Source organism: Solibacillus sp. FSL W8-0372, assembly GCF_037969735.1.
GTDB classification, from domain to species: Bacteria; Bacillota; Bacilli; order Bacillales_A; family Planococcaceae; genus Solibacillus; species Solibacillus faecavium.
In genome coordinates, this window is sequence record NZ_CP150204.1 from 2011589 (window position 1) to 2030632 (window position 19044).

At 36.3% G+C, this 19044-nt stretch carries 21 protein-coding genes; 3 read left to right on the top strand and 18 right to left on the bottom strand.

Annotated features, from left to right (window positions below):
* Nucleotides 1-13: 13 nt before the first annotated feature.
* The 8 genes from MKY13_RS10025 to MKY13_RS10060 form a co-directional block, all read right to left on the bottom strand.
* On the bottom strand, nucleotides 14-574 hold the full coding sequence (locus MKY13_RS10025; RefSeq protein WP_339212329.1) for an AAA family ATPase: 561 nt from the start codon (nucleotides 572-574) through the stop codon (nucleotides 14-16).
* A 49-nt stretch (nucleotides 575-623) separates the two neighbouring features.
* Nucleotides 624-854, bottom strand: a complete 231-nt coding sequence (locus tag MKY13_RS10030; RefSeq protein ID WP_339212332.1) for an ATP-dependent Lon protease — start codon at nucleotides 852-854, stop codon at nucleotides 624-626.
* Nucleotides 855-911: 57 nt separating this feature from the next.
* Nucleotides 912-1481 carry a GNAT family protein gene (locus tag MKY13_RS10035; RefSeq protein WP_339216902.1) on the bottom strand — a complete coding sequence of 190 codons (570 nt, stop codon included), beginning with the start codon at nucleotides 1479-1481 and terminating at the stop codon, nucleotides 912-914.
* A gap of 556 nt (nucleotides 1482-2037) precedes the next feature.
* The gene (locus tag MKY13_RS10040; RefSeq protein ID WP_339212335.1) at nucleotides 2038-2232 is read right to left on the bottom strand and encodes a hypothetical protein; all 195 of its coding nucleotides are present in this window, start codon (nucleotides 2230-2232) and stop codon (nucleotides 2038-2040) included.
* Nucleotides 2233-2350: 118 nt separating this feature from the next.
* The gene (locus tag MKY13_RS10045; protein WP_339212337.1) at nucleotides 2351-3049 is read right to left on the bottom strand and encodes a YoaK family protein; all 699 of its coding nucleotides are present in this window, start codon (nucleotides 3047-3049) and stop codon (nucleotides 2351-2353) included.
* 206 nt (nucleotides 3050-3255) lie between these two features.
* On the bottom strand, nucleotides 3256-4098 hold the full coding sequence (locus tag MKY13_RS10050; RefSeq protein ID WP_339212339.1) for a hypothetical protein: 843 nt from the start codon (nucleotides 4096-4098) through the stop codon (nucleotides 3256-3258).
* Between the two features lie 159 nt (nucleotides 4099-4257).
* Entirely contained in the window at nucleotides 4258-5289 is a 1032-nt protein-coding gene (locus tag MKY13_RS10055) for an LCP family protein (protein WP_339212342.1), read from the bottom strand.
* A complete protein-coding gene (locus MKY13_RS10060) occupies nucleotides 5279-5806 on the bottom strand; it encodes a sigma-70 family RNA polymerase sigma factor (protein WP_339212344.1) in 528 nt (175 codons plus the stop codon). The genes MKY13_RS10055 and MKY13_RS10060 overlap by 11 nt, the downstream gene beginning before the upstream one ends.
* Before the next feature lie 245 nt (nucleotides 5807-6051).
* On the opposite strand from MKY13_RS10060, the gene MKY13_RS10065 reads away from it, so the two are divergent.
* Nucleotides 6052-6495: a hypothetical protein gene (locus MKY13_RS10065; RefSeq protein WP_339212346.1), complete on the top strand. Its 444-nt coding sequence runs from the start codon at nucleotides 6052-6054 to the stop codon at nucleotides 6493-6495.
* A gap of 191 nt (nucleotides 6496-6686) precedes the next feature.
* Here the strand turns inward: MKY13_RS10065 and MKY13_RS10070 are convergent, their stop codons facing one another.
* From MKY13_RS10070 to arsR, 6 genes are all read right to left on the bottom strand, one after another.
* Nucleotides 6687-6914: a phosphoglycerate mutase gene (locus tag MKY13_RS10070; RefSeq protein WP_191698778.1), complete on the bottom strand. Its 228-nt coding sequence runs from the start codon at nucleotides 6912-6914 to the stop codon at nucleotides 6687-6689.
* 66 nt (nucleotides 6915-6980) lie between these two features.
* Entirely contained in the window at nucleotides 6981-7433 is a 453-nt protein-coding gene (locus MKY13_RS10075; RefSeq protein WP_339212349.1) for a GNAT family N-acetyltransferase, read from the bottom strand.
* 83 nt (nucleotides 7434-7516) lie between these two features.
* Nucleotides 7517-7915, bottom strand: a complete 399-nt coding sequence (gene arsC, locus MKY13_RS10080) for an arsenate reductase (thioredoxin) (protein WP_339212352.1) — start codon at nucleotides 7913-7915, stop codon at nucleotides 7517-7519.
* A gap of 17 nt (nucleotides 7916-7932) precedes the next feature.
* Nucleotides 7933-9228: an arsenic transporter gene (locus MKY13_RS10085; protein ID WP_339212354.1), complete on the bottom strand. Its 1296-nt coding sequence runs from the start codon at nucleotides 9226-9228 to the stop codon at nucleotides 7933-7935.
* Between the two features lie 42 nt (nucleotides 9229-9270).
* Complete coding sequence (locus MKY13_RS10090) at nucleotides 9271-9702, bottom strand: ArsI/CadI family heavy metal resistance metalloenzyme (RefSeq protein ID WP_191698774.1); 432 nt, start codon at nucleotides 9700-9702, stop codon at nucleotides 9271-9273.
* A 56-nt stretch (nucleotides 9703-9758) separates the two neighbouring features.
* Nucleotides 9759-10064, bottom strand: coding sequence for an arsenical resistance operon transcriptional regulator ArsR (gene arsR / locus MKY13_RS10095; RefSeq protein ID WP_191698773.1), 306 nt, complete (start codon nucleotides 10062-10064; stop codon nucleotides 9759-9761).
* Between the two features lie 230 nt (nucleotides 10065-10294).
* Here arsR and MKY13_RS10100 point away from each other — a divergent pair, with 230 nt between their 5' ends.
* Nucleotides 10295-11089 (top strand): M15 family metallopeptidase, encoded by a 795-nt coding sequence (locus MKY13_RS10100; protein WP_339212361.1) that lies wholly within the window; start codon nucleotides 10295-10297, stop codon nucleotides 11087-11089.
* Nucleotides 11090-11297: 208 nt separating this feature from the next.
* On the opposite strand, the gene rarD is transcribed toward MKY13_RS10100, so the two are convergent.
* The 4 genes from rarD to MKY13_RS10120 all read right to left on the bottom strand — a co-directional run bounded on the left by rarD (nucleotide 11298) and on the right by MKY13_RS10120 (nucleotide 17972).
* Nucleotides 11298-12212, bottom strand: coding sequence for an EamA family transporter RarD (gene rarD, locus MKY13_RS10105; RefSeq protein WP_339212364.1), 915 nt, complete (start codon nucleotides 12210-12212; stop codon nucleotides 11298-11300).
* A 370-nt stretch (nucleotides 12213-12582) separates the two neighbouring features.
* Nucleotides 12583-14355 carry an ABC transporter ATP-binding protein gene (locus tag MKY13_RS10110; protein WP_339212367.1) on the bottom strand — a complete coding sequence of 591 codons (1773 nt, stop codon included), beginning with the start codon at nucleotides 14353-14355 and terminating at the stop codon, nucleotides 12583-12585.
* Entirely contained in the window at nucleotides 14345-16108 is a 1764-nt protein-coding gene (locus MKY13_RS10115; protein WP_191698769.1) for an ABC transporter transmembrane domain-containing protein, read from the bottom strand. The genes MKY13_RS10110 and MKY13_RS10115 overlap by 11 nt, the downstream gene beginning before the upstream one ends.
* Before the next feature lie 181 nt (nucleotides 16109-16289).
* Nucleotides 16290-17972: a HAMP domain-containing methyl-accepting chemotaxis protein gene (locus MKY13_RS10120; protein ID WP_339212370.1), complete on the bottom strand. Its 1683-nt coding sequence runs from the start codon at nucleotides 17970-17972 to the stop codon at nucleotides 16290-16292.
* A gap of 494 nt (nucleotides 17973-18466) precedes the next feature.
* On the opposite strand from MKY13_RS10120, the gene MKY13_RS10125 reads away from it, so the two are divergent.
* The gene (locus MKY13_RS10125) at nucleotides 18467-19036 is read left to right on the top strand and encodes a copper resistance protein CopC (protein ID WP_339212373.1); all 570 of its coding nucleotides are present in this window, start codon (nucleotides 18467-18469) and stop codon (nucleotides 19034-19036) included.
* The last annotated feature ends 8 nt before the right edge of the window (nucleotides 19037-19044 follow it).

A 19044-nucleotide genomic window follows, 5' to 3' on the forward strand; every position in this document is an offset into this window, starting at 1 on the left:
GACTGTCCTTCTCCTATAAATCGAATTTTAATTTAACTATCTTGGCAACTTCTTCTGCACTTAAGTTTGTATTGTTAACCTTGATATAATTTTGGAATGGAATTTCACCTTCTAGAGAGTTTAGTCTATGTTTCTCCATTGTGCTTTTTAAATCATTCTCAGACCATTCAATATCTCTTTTTTTAGGTTTGTGCTCCAGCCTATTTGGGGTTTTATTCCGCTCAAGTCTCTTGTCTATGTCAGCTTCCAATTCTACATAGTAAACAGTGCCTCCTCTAGACTCGAAAAGCTGGGAAAGCCGCTTTACATACTCCCAATCCGACTCCTGATCAAACAACCAGACGTAAGTAAAAATCATTCCATATAGATCACTTTTTGAAAACTCTTCAAAAATCTCCTGACGAAATAAATTTACTAATCTTTTCCCTTCTTTTGTACTATAATCAAAAAAATGAGTAACTAAATCAATCGTCATATGGTTATGAAACAGCTTCAAATCTGTAATTTTAGCTAGCTCCTGCCCAACTGTCATTTTACCAACTGCCTGTGGTCCAAATATGTGAACAAGTTTCATAAACTTCCTCCTAATTATATAAATAATCTGTTAAAGGATTATTTATTTATTAATTTTCTGCTTCCTTTTCATCTCTTTCTTTTATGTATCTTTCAACCGCCTCTTTTACTTTATCATTGCTATTGGGTGGAACTATTTGTTTATGAATCTCATAAATTAAAATGAATGATCTAAAAATAACTCCAATGATAATTGCACATAGCATAAAGATTCCTAGTGGACCAAAAAATACTAAAATACCTAAAAGACTAGCTAATAAGATGGATAACAATAACTTCATTAAATTCCCCCTTAACGTAGTGGGCTGCTCTCTATGTAATTGCTCAATTAAGAATGTTTAATTTGAGGATGTTATTTTATTTTCATGATTAAGTTTCTGTGCTTCCCATTCTTCTCGCAAAATACCCATTCTAATCGAATCATAGTATTCCCCTTCATAATAACGAACTTTACGAATACGGGCTTCTAATTGCATTCCTAATTTTTCACCTACACGAATCATCCGTTCATTTCCAGACCATGTAGTGAAGCCAACGCGAACTAAAGGCATCGAATTAAATAAATGATCAATCCACAGTTTTAAAGTACGGGTACCAAGCCCTTTTCCCCAGTCGCCACCTTCGTAAAAAAGAATCCCCATCTCTAACCATTTTGATGGTTCATGTTCCCAGTAATAAGAAACAGTTCCACACAATATACCATCAACCTCAATTACCCAAACGTTCGATTGATTTATCCAACTTCTACCGATGGGTAAAAATTCATCGAATGATTTTGTTTCATGCGGATAATAAGGAGCATTCCATTTTTTCCATTCTGGCTTTTCTTCTTTGTATAACAATTCCCAAATACGAGGTAAATCCATTTCTTCTATCGGTCGAATCATTAAGTTTTGATCTTTATACAAGTTAAATTTCCTCTTTTTCTTATAAATTTGTTCTTCCATTTATGAATTGAAGAGAAGTTCCACTACATTCCACATTATACCATTTATTTTCCTTTCTTGGTCCAATACTGGGAATGACAAATTTGAAAAATCTAATGAATGAAGTTTGCTCTGCTTTGGAAATGAAGATATAAAATATATTAGTTCCGCTCTCTGCCGTCTCGAGATAGCACAAGCGGTTTGATGGGATGTTTTTACTGTGAAAGTAATTATAGATTTTAAAGTATTGGATTACTTTGAATTGAAGTGGTTAGTGTTAGTGTTGGGGGAAGACAATTGAATTTCGTAATGAGATAAATAGAGGAATGAATTTCCGTTATTTAAAAAAAAACATAAAAAACAGTAAAAATAAGGGAAGGAAATTCCGTTATTGACCTAAAAAACATGAAATTTCATGATTTTATTTACAATAACGGTAAAACGTTCCCTTATTTATCCTAAAATGAGCTACATCAATCAAATAACGGTAAAATCTTCCCTTATTTTAGATATTATGTTGTCCTAAGCATCTTTTTGATCAAACACCATCTAAAACAGTTAACAGTGCAATTGTTATACAGGACATCATTATTGTAAATGCTCCCGTCATTAAGTAAACATTTACGTGAAAATCCTTATCGTTACGAGATTTATCGATAATTAGGGCCAAGTTTAAGCAAAAAATAATCGCTAAAACTGGAGTACCATATACAGCCATGTAAATAAAAAACATCGTGACCTCCAAATTGCTATGTAATATTTTACAATTGTAGCATAATAAAAGCTCACCTAATGATTAAGTGAGCTTTTTTATTTGCTTTACTTCATTTCCTCGATAGGAGATATGTGTACTACTCTTTCACCTCAATAGGTTCATTTGTACCTTCCTCTTCTCTTTTTTTGTGATAAAGGATAGCTGTGACAAGTATAATTGCCGATGCAATCCATATTGCTTTATATTCTAAGGAGATACTAAAGTAGGTTCCAATTAAAGCTCCTCCGATAAAGGAAAGAATGATGGCAGAAAAACCTATAAATTTTTTCATGGCTTCCTTATCATGATTTGCAAATGCTTCATAGGAGGCTGAAGAGGCTGTACGTAAATTCCCTGTCGTAATAGTTGAGTTATAGCTCCACTTCCCCAACTTATTAAACGTCGCAATTTGTAACGAGGACACAAATGCAACACTAATTGTAATAATCATATTAGGAACACTTCCCGGTAACCACCCGACTATAAATAAAATAATACATTCCAAGGCTAGGACAGATCTTCGGTGCATATCCAGTCGATCTTTCATATGTTCGGCAACTAATACACCCGCTATAAAGGCTACAAATGGCGGGATATTCTGAAGTGCTCCATTATGTTCCGGGCTGGCAGCTCTCACCGCAAATAATACTGTGTTCCCGGTTTGTGCTGTTGCAAACACGCCGTCTCTCGTGATATACGTATACGCATCCAAATATCCACCAACCAAGGCTAATAACATACCCATAATTAAAGAATTCGGGGCTAATGAGTACCATTTTTTCGTTTTATCCTTCATCTGTTTTATCTCCTTACTCAAAATCTCAAATGATATTGGGCATTGGCATTATTCCACAATGAAGCTCTAATTATTCGACGTTCTTCCGATAATCCTGTTGGCTAACTATATTTTCAGAACACAAAAAAGCTTGGATCCTCGCTATTCCAAGCCTTTACATGAAAAATCCCTTATCTTATTAACTTAAACTCTATATTTCCCGTATATTAAGAGCCAATCGTTTGCAGTAACTTATTCATTCGCTCTTCAAAATCAACATGGCCCCAAAACAGCATGGCATTTTCGATACCTTCCTCTGCAGCTAAATGATGAACTAACACATAACCGATATAATAACCAAGGCGAGTATAACCAAATGTCTGACCGCCATTAATTGAAAACCATTCCTTAAATATTTCTTTTGAAGATTTTTGCATTAGGTCTTTTTGAAAAACTCCTATAATCTTTGTTTTATTTTCTTCACAGAATGATAGCCATTCTACATCTCTTTTATAAGCAAAGTAAATATCCTGTTGAACTTTTACAACCTCCGTTGATAAATAAGTGGCAACACCTTCTTGCAAGAGCCATGTTAAAGGACTGGACCAAGAAATAGTCGTAGCATCAATCCCATTATAGGTAGAAAATAAATGGTGTGTTGCATGTCCAAATTCATGAGCAATAATCACTTTAAGCGCATCTTCATCAGCTTCCAATTTTTCCATACAAAAAGCAACTTGAGGGTCCATCGAACGATACGTATAGGCATTTGACCCACCTAAACCGACAAAAATATAAACATCTTTTGTAAATTTTATTGGATATAAGTCTTCATATTTTATCGTAACTTCCGGAGTTAAGGATGCAATTTTCTGGGCAATCCATTTCATCTCTTGAATCATTGCCGGATGCTGAACTAAAGCTTTTTCAAGTTTCATCTCTTTATTAATACAATGATGTTCAAAATAATAACTGTAAATATCTAAATTTTCACTGAAATAATTTTCGTAATAATCCTCGGTAGGTTCATATGAACTTAAAAATGGGTTTACAATATCATAGATTTTCACAAAAAGACCTCCCTAGCTATATTACTAATTATTTCTATATAACTCCTAAAACTCCTTTTCCATAACTTTACCTAGAAAAGTATCCAGTGCCTTAATGATTTTAAACCGCTATAAAAGGATAAGCCAACTACTTCTGGCTTATCCTCATGCAATCCCTATTCAGTTAAATGTAGTTAACTCTTGTTTAACAGCTTGCAAAAAGTCTTCCTCAAATCTATAAATGTGTTTACCTACTGTCTTCCCTAATGGTATGACGTCCGAAATCATTCCTTCATTTAAAGGTAATGAGTTTATAGAATTTACCTCTCTAGGATTATCTACTAAGTGATCCAGAGGGGTATTGGTCTCTATTTGAGAAAATAACTCTTTTAGTTTTGCTTTTGGAATTTCGTCTTCTGCCTTATTCATTACAACGTTCATTAGATTTATTAGGTTTTCATGATCTAGATAGAACCCATCTGTCGCAGCCATCATTAATGATATAACCTGTTCCCCGTTAAAATAATGCGTACCCTTTTCGAAATCAAAAGCCGCCTGTGTTACTCCTCTTAATCGAATATCTTTTTGTATTTCATACTCAATCCCATTCATCGATTCAATTAACTCTGAAACAGTTTTTAAATCAAGCACTGCATAATAATCAATTGGTATATCTAAAAACTTTGAGACCGTCTTTTTTACATTTTCAGCATCGCCAAAAGAATTGGCAAACAACAATTTATCATAAAAAAATGTTCCATCCTCATTCTCCGATATCGGGGCATAAGTATCATTAGGAAGCGATACAACTTTCATCAACTTTTTATCTTTATTATAAGTAAGTAAAAGATTAAGGTATATTCGATTATCCATAACTTCAGACTTTACCGTAATCAACGAAGTAGAAAACTCAGCTTCCAAGGCATTTGTTGCAACACCTTTGTTCGATTCTTGACTCAAATTGCTACTGTTAGATCTTTCAATTAAACCCCCGGAAAGCATCGATGGAAGAAACAGAATCATACATAAACCTACTACTAATAAAGATACTGTTATGGGAACGAATTTCTTAAAAGAAACATTCTTTTGGGTATGATGATTCTCATCCTGTTTACGGATTTCTTCAAATACTGCATTACGATCTTCCTTCGTAAATGTCAGGTGTTGATTAGACGAATTATGAATTTTTTCTCGTAATCGTTTATCTTCCATGAAGTTCGGCCTCCTTTAACATTGATTCTAATCGTTGCTTCGCTCTTCTTAACCTGGTCTTTACGGTATTAACCGAAATATCCAATACATTGGCAATTTCCTCTGTCGATAAAGAATCATAATAATAAAGATAAACTACTTCCCGATACACCTTTGGAAGAGAATAAATCGTATCTTTTATTTCTTCATTATTGTATTTATCGATTACCTTTTTCTCAGTGGATGGTAATATAGACTTCGCTGTTTCATTGATAAAGCTTTTTACCTGCACCATTTTGTAATTCCAGCTTTTCAAATAATCTTTACATTCGTTAATCGTTATACGATAGAGCCATGTTTTGATTTGTGCGTCGAATCGAAATGAATCAATGTTTTTATAGCATTTGATAAACGTATTTTGTACAAGATCCTTCGCAGTTTCTACATCCTTTACATAAGAAAATGCTAGCCTTACCAGCTCATTGCCATATTCAATCATTATTTTTTCCAATAGAAAGTCTTTTTCCTCCCTGTCCAATTGACTCCCCCTCCCTTTCAACCTACTTCAAATTCTGCTATTAGACGATTGTCAATTCATATTAGGTTCAATTTTTAAAAATTAATATAAAAAAATCATCCCCCTCTATGAAAGCGATAGAGGGAAGATGATTTTTTCAAACTTAGATAGGGTTAAATCACATTTTTGTTAAATATATATTTATTCCCATTACTTTATTGGTATTATCTGTTAAAATTAATATAATGAATATAAGGGGTGTCAAAATGAGTAACGGTTCTACCTATATTAAGAAAATAGTTTGGGTTATTGGATTAATATTACTAGCAAAATTCAGCTATGATTTAAAAGTCCAGCTGCAAAAAACCGCCCAAATGGAGTACAATATTGTACCTGTTCTTTGGTTTGATGTGATCAGTGCACTATTACTGGGAGGCTATATTTCTATACTGCTAGTGAATAAATGGTCAGTAAAAATAAATCATGCTTTACTATGGTGTGTAGCGACCCCTTGTTTAGTACTTCTATTAATCTATCCAACGCTAACAACGTTGGCAGTATATGAACTTATACCGGAAAGCTTTGCGTTTAGTTTTATTGCAGCTTGGGTGTTTAAAGTAGCTATGACTTCCCCAAACGTAGTAGGCATAGTTGCCGGACTGACATTGGCATTAAGCATTTTCAGTAATCATTCCAATCGGGCAAAGTAGAGATTTCAGTTTACTTAGACTTAGAAAGGTTTTTAATCATTTCAAATGCTATACATAATGTAAACACAAAAAATACTAGCGCAAAAATTTTGGATACAGTTTGTTCCCTCCCTAAAAACTGTGAACATGACAGGTACATAGCTAAAGATAAAAGAATAATTGCTAATACTTTTTTGAAATACTGCATGTGCTTAACGTTTCGCAATACAATTAGGATCATAATCGATATTTTTTTTAATTTTGTTTAGATCCTTTTCTATTTTGGAAATAAGCATATGTATCTCTTCATTTTCTGAAGCGGTAAAGTTTTCACCTCTTTGTATATTTAAAATCATCGTTTGATTAATTAGCCTCAAACATGATTTAATCAGGGCCAAGTCCATTTTGATTGCTTCCTTACTTGTGTCTAATCCATCCATTTATACCACTCCCTACCACAAATTATATACCATTATATAGGAGGATTGTAAAATGAATGCTAGAATTTATAAATCTTTTGATAAGCGAATCATATCTCTGCATCGTATTCCATTCTCAAAAATCTCTTCCTCGTAATGCTTAATGAAAAAGTCATAATCAATACCGATTATTCGGAAACCGCATTTTTGGTATAAAGCGAGTTGACCTATACTTGAATTCCCCGTTCCAATTTCGATTGTTTTATAATCTTTAGTTTTAGCAACACGAATTGCATCCGTAATTAATAACTTTCCTATACCTTTGCCATGGTGTTTTTCGGCTACTGCGACATTCACTATTTCTATTGTTTTAGGTCTTGTTGGTAATAATACATATACTCCAACAACTTGTTTTTCACTTTCGGCTATAAAACATTCGCCCTTTGTAATATATTCTTCCACTATACTTTTTGAAGGATCTGCCAATAACAGCAAGTCCATAGGAATATTATCTCGTTCCTCCAGTTTTCTTATAATCAATGTTGTTTCCCCCTTCTACCTATATTTTTTATAGAAAAAAGCGCAAATCCCTGCTATAGAATTGCGCCTAATGTTTTATCTTCTTATTTTCCAGTTTCACTAAATCGCTTAATCCGCTCGCCAATTTCGTCACGGACGCGTTGAAATTCAGACCACTTTTTGCCGGCTGGATCATCAAATCCCCAATGTTCTCTTTTAACATGTGGTGGTGTCACAGGACACTTATCAGCAGCATCCCCGCATAAAGTAACGACCAAATCAGCATGATGTAAAATTTCCGGGTCAATGATATCAGATGTTTGACTGGAAATATCTATACCGGCTTCTTTCATGGCCTTCACTGCATTCGGATTTAGTCCGTGTGCTTCAATTCCTGCACTTTTAACATCCCACTGCTTTCCGAGATATTTCTTTGCCCAGCCTTCCGCCATTTGGCTTCTGCAGGAATTACCTGTACATAAGAAATAAATTGTTTGTTTCAACCTGAATCCTACTCCCTTTAGAAAATTAATAATGTGATATATAACCCAAGTAAAGTAATAAATAGAATTGGGATAGTTAAAATAATTCCTGTTTTAAAATACGTTCCCCATGAAATTTTGACGCCCTTTTGAGAAAGAACATGGAGCCATACTAATGTTGCAAGAGAACCGATTGGTGTGATTTTCGGTCCTAAATCAGATCCAATAACATTCGCGTAGATTAACGCTTCCCGGATAACACCAGAAGTATTCGTTTCAGCAATCGCTAATGCATCGATCATAACGGTTGGCATGTTATTCATAATGGAAGAAAGAAACGCGGCAATAAAGCCCATTCCAATCGTTGCAACAAATAATCCCTGATCAGCTGTTGCCTGAATAACACTCGACAAAGAATGCGTCAACCATGCATTTCCTAAACCATAGACAACTACGTACATCCCGATCGAGAAAAACACCACATTCCATGGAGCACCTTTAACAACTGATTTCGTCTGTACTGCACTGCTTCTTCCCGCCATCAATAAAAAGAAAATAGCGATGCCCCCCGCAATAATGGATACGGGGATTTGCGTGAATTCACTTGAAAAGTACCCGATTAGCAATACCCCTAGCACATACCACGAAAGTCGGAACATTTTTATGTCTTTGATCGCTTCTTGAGGCGTTCTTAATTTAGATAATTCATACGTACTAGGAATACTTTTTCTAAAGTATAATAATAGGACTGTAATCGTTGCGATCAATGAAAAAAGGTTAGGAATAATCATTCTTGATGCATACTCCACAAATCCGATGTTGAAGAAATCCGCCGATACAATGTTAACTAAGTTACTGACTACGAACGGAAGAGATGTTGTATCCGCGATAAATCCACTCGCCATAATGAACGGGAAGATCATTTTTTCGCTAAATTGCAAATGACGAACCATCGCTAACACGATAGGCGTCAAGATTAGCGCAGCCCCATCATTCGCAAATAATGCCGCGACAATAGCCCCTAAAATACTTACATAAACGAACATTTTGATGCCATTACCCTTTGCTGCCCGCGCCATATGTAATGCTGCCCATTCAAATAAGCCAATCTCATCGAGTATTAACGAAATAATTATAATTGCTACAAAAGATAAAGTGGCATTCCACGTAATGCCTATTACTTCGTTTACATCATTAAAATCCACTACCCCGACCAATAAGGCCAATATTGCCCCACCACAAGCTGACCAACCAATATTTAATCCTTTTGGCTGCCAGATGACGAGAATAAGTGTTAATAAAAAAATCGCTGTTGCTAGAATTGCTGTAATCACTAAATATAACCTCCATCACTCACTGTACAAACTTCTTACTTACTAGCAACAGGAATTGCTTGTATCCACTTCCACACAACAAGTAGTAGATTCTATTTTATGAACATCACTATCAGCTTTTGTATAGAAAAATTCCCACTCATTTCCGTCTGGATCTGTCACCCAGAATTTATCCTGCACAGCATAACAGCATGTAGTATCCATTTCATCACGTGCAAAAAAGCCTTCTTTTTCTAGTCTTTCCTTATGAGCCGTAATTTCCTCGCTCGTCTCTACTTGAAATCCAAAATGATTAACTTGATTTCCTTTTACTTCATCGCGAACATTCAGTGTAAAATTCAGTCCCGGAGTATCAAGCAAGAATTTAGCATAATCTACTTTCACCTTAACTGGTGAAGCTCCAAAAACCTTTTCATAAAACTCAATTGATTTTTCAAGATCCGTAACGTTTATCCCTACATGTACATATTTCATATACTTACCTCCAATGTATTATTAATCAAAAAATTTTGATTTAAGAAACAAAAAATTTAACAGCAGCTGCCTTTTCCAGTATTTCTAAATATGCAGCACAGCTCTTCTGATAATAAATTGTTTACTTCTTTATCATTTAAATCATAATAGCTCCATGTTCCTTTCGTTTCTTTCGTAATCAAATTTGCATCCAAAAGGATTTTAAGATGATACGATAATTTTGATTGGGACATGTCAAATGCTTCGGTTAAATCACAAACGCAACTTTGGCCACGTTGGCATAGCTCATACAAGATTTCCAGTCGCTTTTGATCTGCCAGTGCCTTAAATTTCTTTTCGTATTGCTCAAACTGAATTTCCAATAAAGTTATCCTCCTTCATCAATTTTTTTTGATGTATTAATTATAACCAAAGCAATTTTGTATCGCAATCATTAAATCAAATTTTTTTGATGAATGAATAGCAACTTAAAAAACCTTTAATTTGGTTAAGTTTATGTGGTAAGTTTATATTTCTTAATATATTCTTAAGAATTCTTATCAATTTTTATTAAGTTTTATGCGCTATGCTTGGATTAAAGGAGAATTATTATATGAAAAAACTAATTTTTGCACTTATAGTTGCCGTTATAGGCTATCAATTTTTTATGGGCAAACAAGCAACTGCTCCTGATTTACCACAGCAGTTATCCCTAGAATCTTATGCAATTTCGAGCGGAAATCTTGTACTCGTCAATCGAGACATTCAGCTAAAACAGGACCCGACCAATTTAGCGCCAATCCCAACTGATATCGCGGAAAATGTTATTGTGAATTCAGAATTTCTTTTCGAGAATCAGGCAATAAAGCCGCTCAAGCAACTATTTGATGCAGCAGCGAAGGATGGAATTGAACATTTTATCATTAACAGTGCGTATCGCAGCGGTAAACTACAGCAGCAGCTTTATGAAGAGCATGGCGCTGACTATGCGCTGCCATCCGGCCATAGTGAACATCAGACGGGCTTATCACTTGATATTGGTTCGACTGCCGGCAAAATGGAGAATGTCGATGAAGGTAAATGGTTGGAAGAATATGCAGCGGATTTTGGCTTCATCTTACGTTACCCAGAAGACAAGGTGGATGTGACTGGTATCAACTACGAACCATGGCATTTCCGTTACATAGGCTTGCCCCATAGTATGATCATGAAAAAAAATAATCTCGTGCTTGAGGAATATATTACTTTCCTTAAAAAGGAGCAGTTTTATACAACAGAAATAAATGGTACCTCCTACTTCGTGCAGTATACGGATAATAAGACTACTGTTAATATCCCGGATTCTGAAAACTATATCGTGTCTGGTGATAATGAAAAAGGATATATCATTACATCAATTGTAGAATAATTCGTGGAAGGAAAGTAAGCGGAAGATTTCCTGTTATTTGGTACTTGACGGTAGTTTTACGAGGAAATAAAGGGAGTTTTTCCGCTTATGTATGAAAAAATCACCTCATTTGGAGTTTTTTTTAAGTAATAACCGGAATTTCTCCGTCTATTTTTTGGAATCAAAAATCGGCCATTTGCATTAAAGCAATGTGGCCGATTCTTTTTAGTTACACACTTTTCGCATATGCGACGTGCTGTTTTCTTGCTTCCTGAACCTTTGCCGCTGAAAAGATAAATACAGCGAGCCAAATGCATAGGAACGTTACAAATTCTGTTGTAGTAAAGGGTTCTTTGTAAAGAAAAATCCCCAGCAGTAAACTGATTGTCGGTGATAAAAACTGGATAAAGCCCATTAAGTAAAGCGGAATTTTTTGTGCACCTTTCGCAAAAAAGATGAGCGGAATCGCTGTTACAATACCACTGCCGATTAAAAATAAATTCGTTTTCCAATCAACGTGCATAAAAGCAATTTCCGTCGTTTGCATTAAGTAAATATAGCTAATGATTGCGATCGGTAATATAAATAATGTTTCGATTGCTAAACCGCGCGTTGCATCCAGCGGAATCTTCTTTTTGATAACACCGTAAGAGGCAAAAGATAAAGCAAGTGCTAATGAAACCCATGGAATTGTACCACCTAAAAATGCCTGGTAGCCAACCCCAACTGCAGCAATCAGTACGGCAACAGTAGTAGCTTTCGAAATTTTTTCCTTGAAGAAAATCAACCCAAACAATACTGAAATGAGCGGATTAATATAATAACCTAAGCTCGCCTGTAATAGGTGTTCGTTATTTACTGCCCAAATGAAAATTCCCCAGTTGATGGAAACAACGACAGCGGCGATAAATAGTAAAATAAAATTCTTCTTATTTTTCCAAAGTATTTTAATATCGGCAATCGTTTCTTTATATTGGCGAATGATTAATATAAAGAGCGCTGTAAAAACGAATGACCATATAACACGCCCTACCAAAATTTCCATGCTGCCAACATGATCTATTTGTTTCCAAAAGAGTGGGACAATCCCCCACATGAAATAGGCACCCATCGCAAAGAGGATACCCTTTTTTTGTTCTGACATTATTGCACCTTCTAGTATTTTTATATTTCAATTATAGTTGTCGCTATGAAGGAAGTAAATGTTGATGTGTGGAACAGGTGTTTTTATTCGCCACTTAGTTTGCGATAATCGCCAGTTCATCCCACATATTCTTCAAATACTCCAACTTAATCGTCAATTCAACATCGATATTCGTCTCTTAGCACCCTATATTCGCCACTTGCATTTTTATTCGCCACTTCAGCTGACTTATTCGTCAGTTCACCCCCGATATTCGCCTCCTAAAACTACACTTTCGCCTACCCAGCTCGAACACCGCTCCACTAATGCAATAAAGTCATATCCACCCCTACACATGTTAGGAATGAATATGACTTTTCAATTCAACTAGCTACTCGACTATCCCATTTTGCAGCAAGTACATTTTTTGATATAGCCCTTTTTGTGCAATGAGTTGCTGGTGGGTACCGCGCTCCACAATTTCTCCTTTATGCAGCACTAAAATCTGCTCTGCATCTTGAATTGTCGAGAGTCGGTGTGCGATGGCGATAGTTGTACGGCCTTTTCGCATTTTCTCCAATGATTGCTGAATGCCGACTTCAGTTTCTGTATCGATCGCTGCAGTCGCTTCATCCAACACTAAAATTTTCGGATTCGTTGCAATCGTTCGTGCAAAGGCAACTAATTGACGCTGCCCGCTTGAAAACGTAGATCCACGCTCCGTAACAAAGCTTTCATAACCATCCGGCAAAGCTTCGATAAAGTCGTTTGCCTGCACAAATTCAGCAGCTTCCTTCACCTTTTGTAAAGTCAGCTTTTCATTGTACAAACGGATATTCGAATCGATCGTCCCGTAGAATAAAAACGGATCTTGCAGCACTAGGCCCATTTTGTCACGAAGTTCCTGTTGTTCAAAATCTTTAATCGATTGGCCGTCTATTAATATATCGCCGCGCTTAAATTCATAAAAGCGCATCAATAAATTAATTATTGAACTTTTCCCACTACCCGTATGACCGACGAGTGCGACGGTTTCACCAGGATTGACCGTAAACGATATATTTTTCAGTACATCCTGTTTCCCATCATAGCTGAACGACACATTTTTAAACTCAATATGACCTTGTGACACGGTAACAGCCTTATTTTGCTGTGCCGGCTCCAGTTCTTCATTATCAAGTAGCTCAAATACACGTGAAGCGGCAACAATTGCCTGTTGGAACAGTGCAAGCCGTTCCATTACTTGATTGATCGGATCAAAGAAGCGGTTCATATACGTAATAAACGCATACACAACCCCTACTTCTACCGCTGTTTCAAACGATGTCCACCCAAAGTTGAACAGTAAAATAATAATAGCCGTAAAGTACACTAAATCGATAATCGGTCGAAGTAGTAGACTGTTCATCTTAGTATTCGCCATCATCGATTGGAAATGCTCTTCATTAACACGGTCAAATTCATCATTAAAGCGCTTCTCTTGACGGAAAGCCTGCACAATACTCATGCCTGACAGCGTTTCTGATAGTTTCGCATTAAGCTCACTTAGTTTTTCGCGCATACGCATATACACGACCGAGCTCATTTTCCGGTACAGCCAAATAATATAAATAATGACCGGCAATAGTAGCAGCATATAAAGTGCAAGCTTCGCGTTTAGGAAAAACATTGCAAAATAGACACCGACAATTAAAAATGCTGCCTGCACAAAGCTAATCAATACCGATACGAACATATCCTTAATCGCTTCGGTATCATTTGTCGCTCTTGATACAATAGAGCCGGCCGGTACTTTATCGAAATAACGCATTCCAAGCTTATGGATTTTCGTAAATACATCAATGCGTAGCTGCTGGATGACCTTTAACGCAAGCTGCTGAAATTTAATATTTTGATAATACGTAATGAAGACGTTTAATAACTGGATCATGAAATAACTGATCCCCAAAATTAAAATCGGCGTCATATCAAAATTACCGATTATTAAATGGTCATCAATATATACTTTAATTAAATACGGACCGATTATATCCCCGATTACAGTGAGCACAAGCAGGAACAGCGCAATCGCCAATAACTTTTTATGAGGCTTTAAATATGTAAATAGCCGTTTTAATACAATCCGTTGTTCTTTACTTGAAATTGTATTTGTATCATTCGCCATGAAGATCGCCCCCTTGCTCGACTAACTGCTCTAGTTGCTGAAGCTGATACATCTCATAATAGCTTCCTTCTAAAGCCATTAACTGTTCATGCGTCCCTTTTTCAATAATCGTGCCATCTTCTACAACGATAATCACATGCGCTTGTTGAATTGCACTTAGACGGTGAGATGTAATAATCGTTGTCGCATCTTTACGCTCTTCCTTCAAAGCATGTAAAATTGCTTCCTCTGTCCGTGCATCCACTGCCGAAAGAGAATCATCTAAAATGAGAAGCTCTGGTTTCATTAATAGAGCCCGTGCAATCGAAATTCGTTGCTTCTGCCCACCGGAAAGTGAGACACCACGCTCCCCAACAAGGGTGTTATAGCCATCTGTGAAGCTCAAAATATCTTCATCTATATTTGCCAGTCTCGCAGCAGCACGTACCTCTTCCAAACTAGCATTCGGATTGGCAAATGCAATATTGGAGTATAGTGTGGCAGAAAATAAGAAATGATCCTGAGGGACATAGCCAATTGACTGTCGTAAATATTCTTTCTTGTAATCGTTTATATTGTGGTCACCAAATTGAATCGTTCCTTCATATCCTTCAAATTCACGAAGCAACAGTTTTAAGATCGACGTTTTCCCTGCACCTGTTTTTCCTACAATACCTAGCGTTTCTCCACGCTTCAATTCGAAGTGCATATCCCGTATTGTTGGTGACGCATCTCCTGGGAATGTAAACGATTGAACGTTAAAAACAAGATCCCCTGAAGGATTTTCCATAATAGCATTAGGTTTGTCGTCAATATCAAACGGTGTATTTAATATTCTTTCAATACGGTCATAGGAAACACTACCCCGCTCGACAATATTAAACAGCATTCCAATCGCCAGCATCGGCCAAATAAGAATGCTTAAATACGTAGTGAATGTAACTAAATCCCCGACAGTCATTGCCTCTTCTAGAATGAATTTTGTTCCGAAGCCGAGACTTAACATAAAGCTTAAGCCTACGACAAAGCTGATTGTCGGATCGAATAAAGAATCGACCTTCGCCACACGCATATTTTTCTCTACTACTTCATCCGATAGCTTAGTAAAATCAGCTACATCTTGAGATTGCTGACCGAACGTTTTTAATACTTTCATGCCGCTTATACTTTCCTGAGTTTTGTCATTTAAATCTGAAAACGCAGCCTGGGCATGGCGGAAACGTTCATGCAATAGTTTGCCGTAATAGCTCGTCGATAACGCAACTAATGGCATCGGAATTAACGCAATTAACGTCAAACGCCAGTCAATGGTAATCGCCATTGCTAAAATAACAAACCCGCCTGTTGTAATCGAGTCAAATAATGTTAAAACCCCACCACCAGCTGTTTGCTGTACGGCACTAATATCATTTGTCGCATGGGCCATTAAATCACCGACACGATTTTTTTGATAAAATGACGGGGACATTTGCGTAAAATGACGATGTAGCTTTTCACGCAATGTACGTGCCAATAAGTTGGACGAACCGAAAATCATTTGACGCCAGTAATAGCGCAGCACATACATTGCGATTGCTACAACTGCAATGATGGCAAGCCATTTGAATAGCCCTGATTTCGTTAATGTCTGATCCCCAATTTCATCGATAGTATAGCCAATAATTTTCGGTGGTACGAGCTGTAGAATCGCTACAAGTATAAGCATCAGCAAACCGACTGTATACTGAAACTTCCGCTCTTTAAAAAACCAGCCTAATTTCAAAAACACCTTCATTTTTTCACCTTCTTTTTTTACTCAAGTTCCACTATTTTAACAAATTTTATAATTTTCGGATATATCAAAAAGAAATATTTTTTCGGATTCCGAATTATTTTTTAGTGCAAACCGAATAAGCACAAAAAAGCACAGGAAATGTCTTGATTTCCTATGCCTGTAATTTTATTTTCTTTTTTCACTATACACTATAATTGGCAGTAACTTGCTGCAACTGCTGTGCACGGCTACCTAAATCATTGGCTACTTCACCGATTTCCTGAAGTGTTGACATTTGTTGTTCCGATGACTCATACGCATGTTGTGCATTTAATCGCGTCATTTCAGCTGAACGGGAAATTTCAAGTACGGATGCAGCGACTTCTTCTGCTGTAGCAGATATCTGTTCCGTAACGGCAGAGACATCTTCAATCTGAATTTTCATTTCGCCGATAGCCCCTACAATTTTCTCAAATGATTGACCTGCAAAGCCGATAATTTCCACACCCTTTTCCACATTGTCCAAGCTATCTTCAATTGCTCGTTCAGCGTTTTTCGTATCTTGCTGAATTTCATTCGTCAATGTAACAATTTGATTGGCCGAACGATTTGATTCTTCCGCCAGTTTTCTTACTTCTGCTGCCACTACTGCAAATCCTTTTCCGTGTTCACCTGCACGTGCAGCTTCAATCGATGCATTCAAAGCAAGTAAATTTGTTTGATCGGCGATACCTGTAATGACTTGTGTAATTTTTTCGATTTCTCTTGATTGATGGCTTAGTTTTTGAATTAACTCTGTCGTTATTTTTGTCGAATTATAAATGGAACTCATCTGATCACTTGCAGTATAAATATTTTGTTTCCCTGCATTTGCCATCATTTCTGTCTCTCCAGCAAAGTGATGTAATTCTTGCGTTGATTCTGCAATTTTTTGTACCGCTGTTGCCGTTTCTTCCATCGCAGTTGCACTTTCCGACGCTGATATTGACATGGACGTAGCTGCTTCTGCGCCACCTTTTGCACCTGTTAGCATAATACCGGCCGAAATATTTACTTCTTCCACCGATGCCATTAATTGTTCCGAAGTTGCACTTAAGTGACCAGCATTTTCTGAAAGATTATTTAATAAGTCCGATATTGTAGTCTTCATTTCATTCATCGCTTTTGATAACGTTCCGATCTCATCCTTAGAACGAATCGCCAACGGTTCAACCGCCAAATTGCCTTTTATAATTTCCTGAACATGCCGCTCTAAATGCAGCATAGGCTTAGAAATGCGTTTCGTTAGTGCTAATGCCGTAATCATACCGGCTAAAATCGCTACTATGATGGAAAGTGCTGTCATAATCATAGCTTCTTTCATTTCTTTTTCGATGACATTTTCCGCAACTACAAAGGCATGGGCAATTTCTTCGGATATCCCCTCTACATCTTCTTTGAAGGCAGTTACATTAGTTTCTGCAACATCTATATAATAGGTAGATGCTGCATCCTGTCCTCTCGTATCAGTGAGTCGAATGGTTTCATCGAATGAACTATTCATCACCCCTACTTTTTCGTGAATTCCGGCCATGTACATCTCGGCCTCTTTATTTATATTTAATGATTGTTCAAATTTTCCAATTAAATCCATTGTTTCTGTTCTGCTTGTCTGAATGGCTTGTGATGTGTCTTTACCCATAATATAATTCTGAACCAATGATGCCTGAACAAGCGCGAGACGGCTTAATTCCGCCGCATCATAAGTCTGTGGTAAATTCTTTTCCAATGTACTGCTGTATTTACCTTCGACTGCCATTAACTGATTAAAGATTGTCATACAGGCTAAAACCGTAACGAAAATAGAGATAGTAAAACCTACTAGTAATTTATTTCTAATTGACATATTACATCCCTCCTTCTTATCTACAATTTTATACAGTATTCGACATTTAATATAGTTATTTTTAAGTAATAAACTGAAAATAATACGATATTGCTATAGAGCTAAAAAATACTAATAAATATGAAAGGAAATCTATCAAACTTCCATCAATAATATAAATAAAATATTATATTGCCCATAATTTTTTGACCGTACAAGTTAACATTAACGTGAACATACTGCTTTTTATTCTGAATATTCTTGAATTTATGTCTTTTTTATGTATACAAAAATCCCCTTTATCATTAACTCCCTAAAATACGCTTTTGCTACAGACAAAAGTTACTGCTTTTCTCTTTATGTTGTCCCATAAATCTAATTAACTTTCCGATATTTCCACCTCTTTTTGTCCATACTAAATTTATCACTCCATTCTCAGCAAATTTCAATCCAAATGTGTAAATCGCTGTAATTGGGAACGGATTAAAATGATTATGAAGGGAAGTAAATTATTGATGAAACAACTTTTATTTGCGCTTGTAGTTGCATTTTTACTATTTGTACCTGATGCATATGCTCACACATATTTGGATTCAACAAATCCGGATAAAGGTGCAACGGTTACAGAGCCATTACAAACAATTGAATTAACATATTCAGGTAAAATTGAAGAAGGCAGTGTTTTTAAAGTACTGTCTAGTGACGGCTCTGAAATGCCCATATCTTCAATCACTTTAAATGATGGTGTCTTAACAGGCACATTAGCTTCACCTCTTCCTAACGACACTTATATAGTGGAATGGAATAGTATCAGCGAGGACGGACATCCTTTAACAGGTTCATTTTCCTTTACAATAAATATCGCAAAGGATCCGGATAATCAAGAGACTGCAGCTGATACAGTGAATAAGTTGGACTCAAATGTGGACTCAATTGTCGATACGCTAAAAGATGAAACCGATTCGGAGGACGATAATTCCATTTGGACACTGATCATCGTCGTAAGTATCATTGTTCTTGTTTTAGTTGGAATTACAATGTATAGCTATAAAAGATGGTTAGTTAAACGCAAAGGTAATAAGTAAAATTATCA

Excerpts from the sequence above, each read along its gene's own strand:
- MKY13_RS10025 (WP_339212329.1), bottom strand. The coding sequence starts at position 574 with ATGAAACTTGTTCACATATTTGGACCACAGGCAGTTGGTAAAATGACA.
- MKY13_RS10030 (WP_339212332.1), bottom strand. The coding sequence starts at position 854 with ATGAAGTTATTGTTATCCATCTTATTAGCTAGTCTTTTAGGTATTTTA.
- MKY13_RS10040 (WP_339212335.1), bottom strand. The coding sequence starts at position 2,232 with ATGTTTTTTATTTACATGGCTGTATATGGTACTCCAGTTTTAGCGATT.
- MKY13_RS10045 (WP_339212337.1), bottom strand. The coding sequence starts at position 3,049 with ATGAAGGATAAAACGAAAAAATGGTACTCATTAGCCCCGAATTCTTTA.
- MKY13_RS10055 (WP_339212342.1), bottom strand. The coding sequence starts at position 5,289 with ATGGAAGATAAACGATTACGAGAAAAAATTCATAATTCGTCTAATCAA.
- MKY13_RS10065 (WP_339212346.1), top strand. The coding sequence starts at position 6,052 with ATGAGTAACGGTTCTACCTATATTAAGAAAATAGTTTGGGTTATTGGA.
- MKY13_RS10070 (WP_191698778.1), bottom strand. The coding sequence starts at position 6,914 with ATGGATGGATTAGACACAAGTAAGGAAGCAATCAAAATGGACTTGGCC.
- MKY13_RS10090 (WP_191698774.1), bottom strand. The coding sequence starts at position 9,702 with ATGAAATATGTACATGTAGGGATAAACGTTACGGATCTTGAAAAATCA.
- MKY13_RS10100 (WP_339212361.1), top strand. The coding sequence starts at position 10,295 with ATGAAAAAACTAATTTTTGCACTTATAGTTGCCGTTATAGGCTATCAA.
- rarD (WP_339212364.1), bottom strand. The coding sequence starts at position 12,212 with ATGTCAGAACAAAAAAAGGGTATCCTCTTTGCGATGGGTGCCTATTTC.
- MKY13_RS10110 (WP_339212367.1), bottom strand. The coding sequence starts at position 14,355 with ATGGCGAATGATACAAATACAATTTCAAGTAAAGAACAACGGATTGTA.
- MKY13_RS10115 (WP_191698769.1), bottom strand. The coding sequence starts at position 16,108 with ATGAAGGTGTTTTTGAAATTAGGCTGGTTTTTTAAAGAGCGGAAGTTT.
- MKY13_RS10120 (WP_339212370.1), bottom strand. The coding sequence starts at position 17,972 with ATGTCAATTAGAAATAAATTACTAGTAGGTTTTACTATCTCTATTTTC.
- MKY13_RS10125 (WP_339212373.1), top strand. The coding sequence starts at position 18,467 with ATGAAACAACTTTTATTTGCGCTTGTAGTTGCATTTTTACTATTTGTA.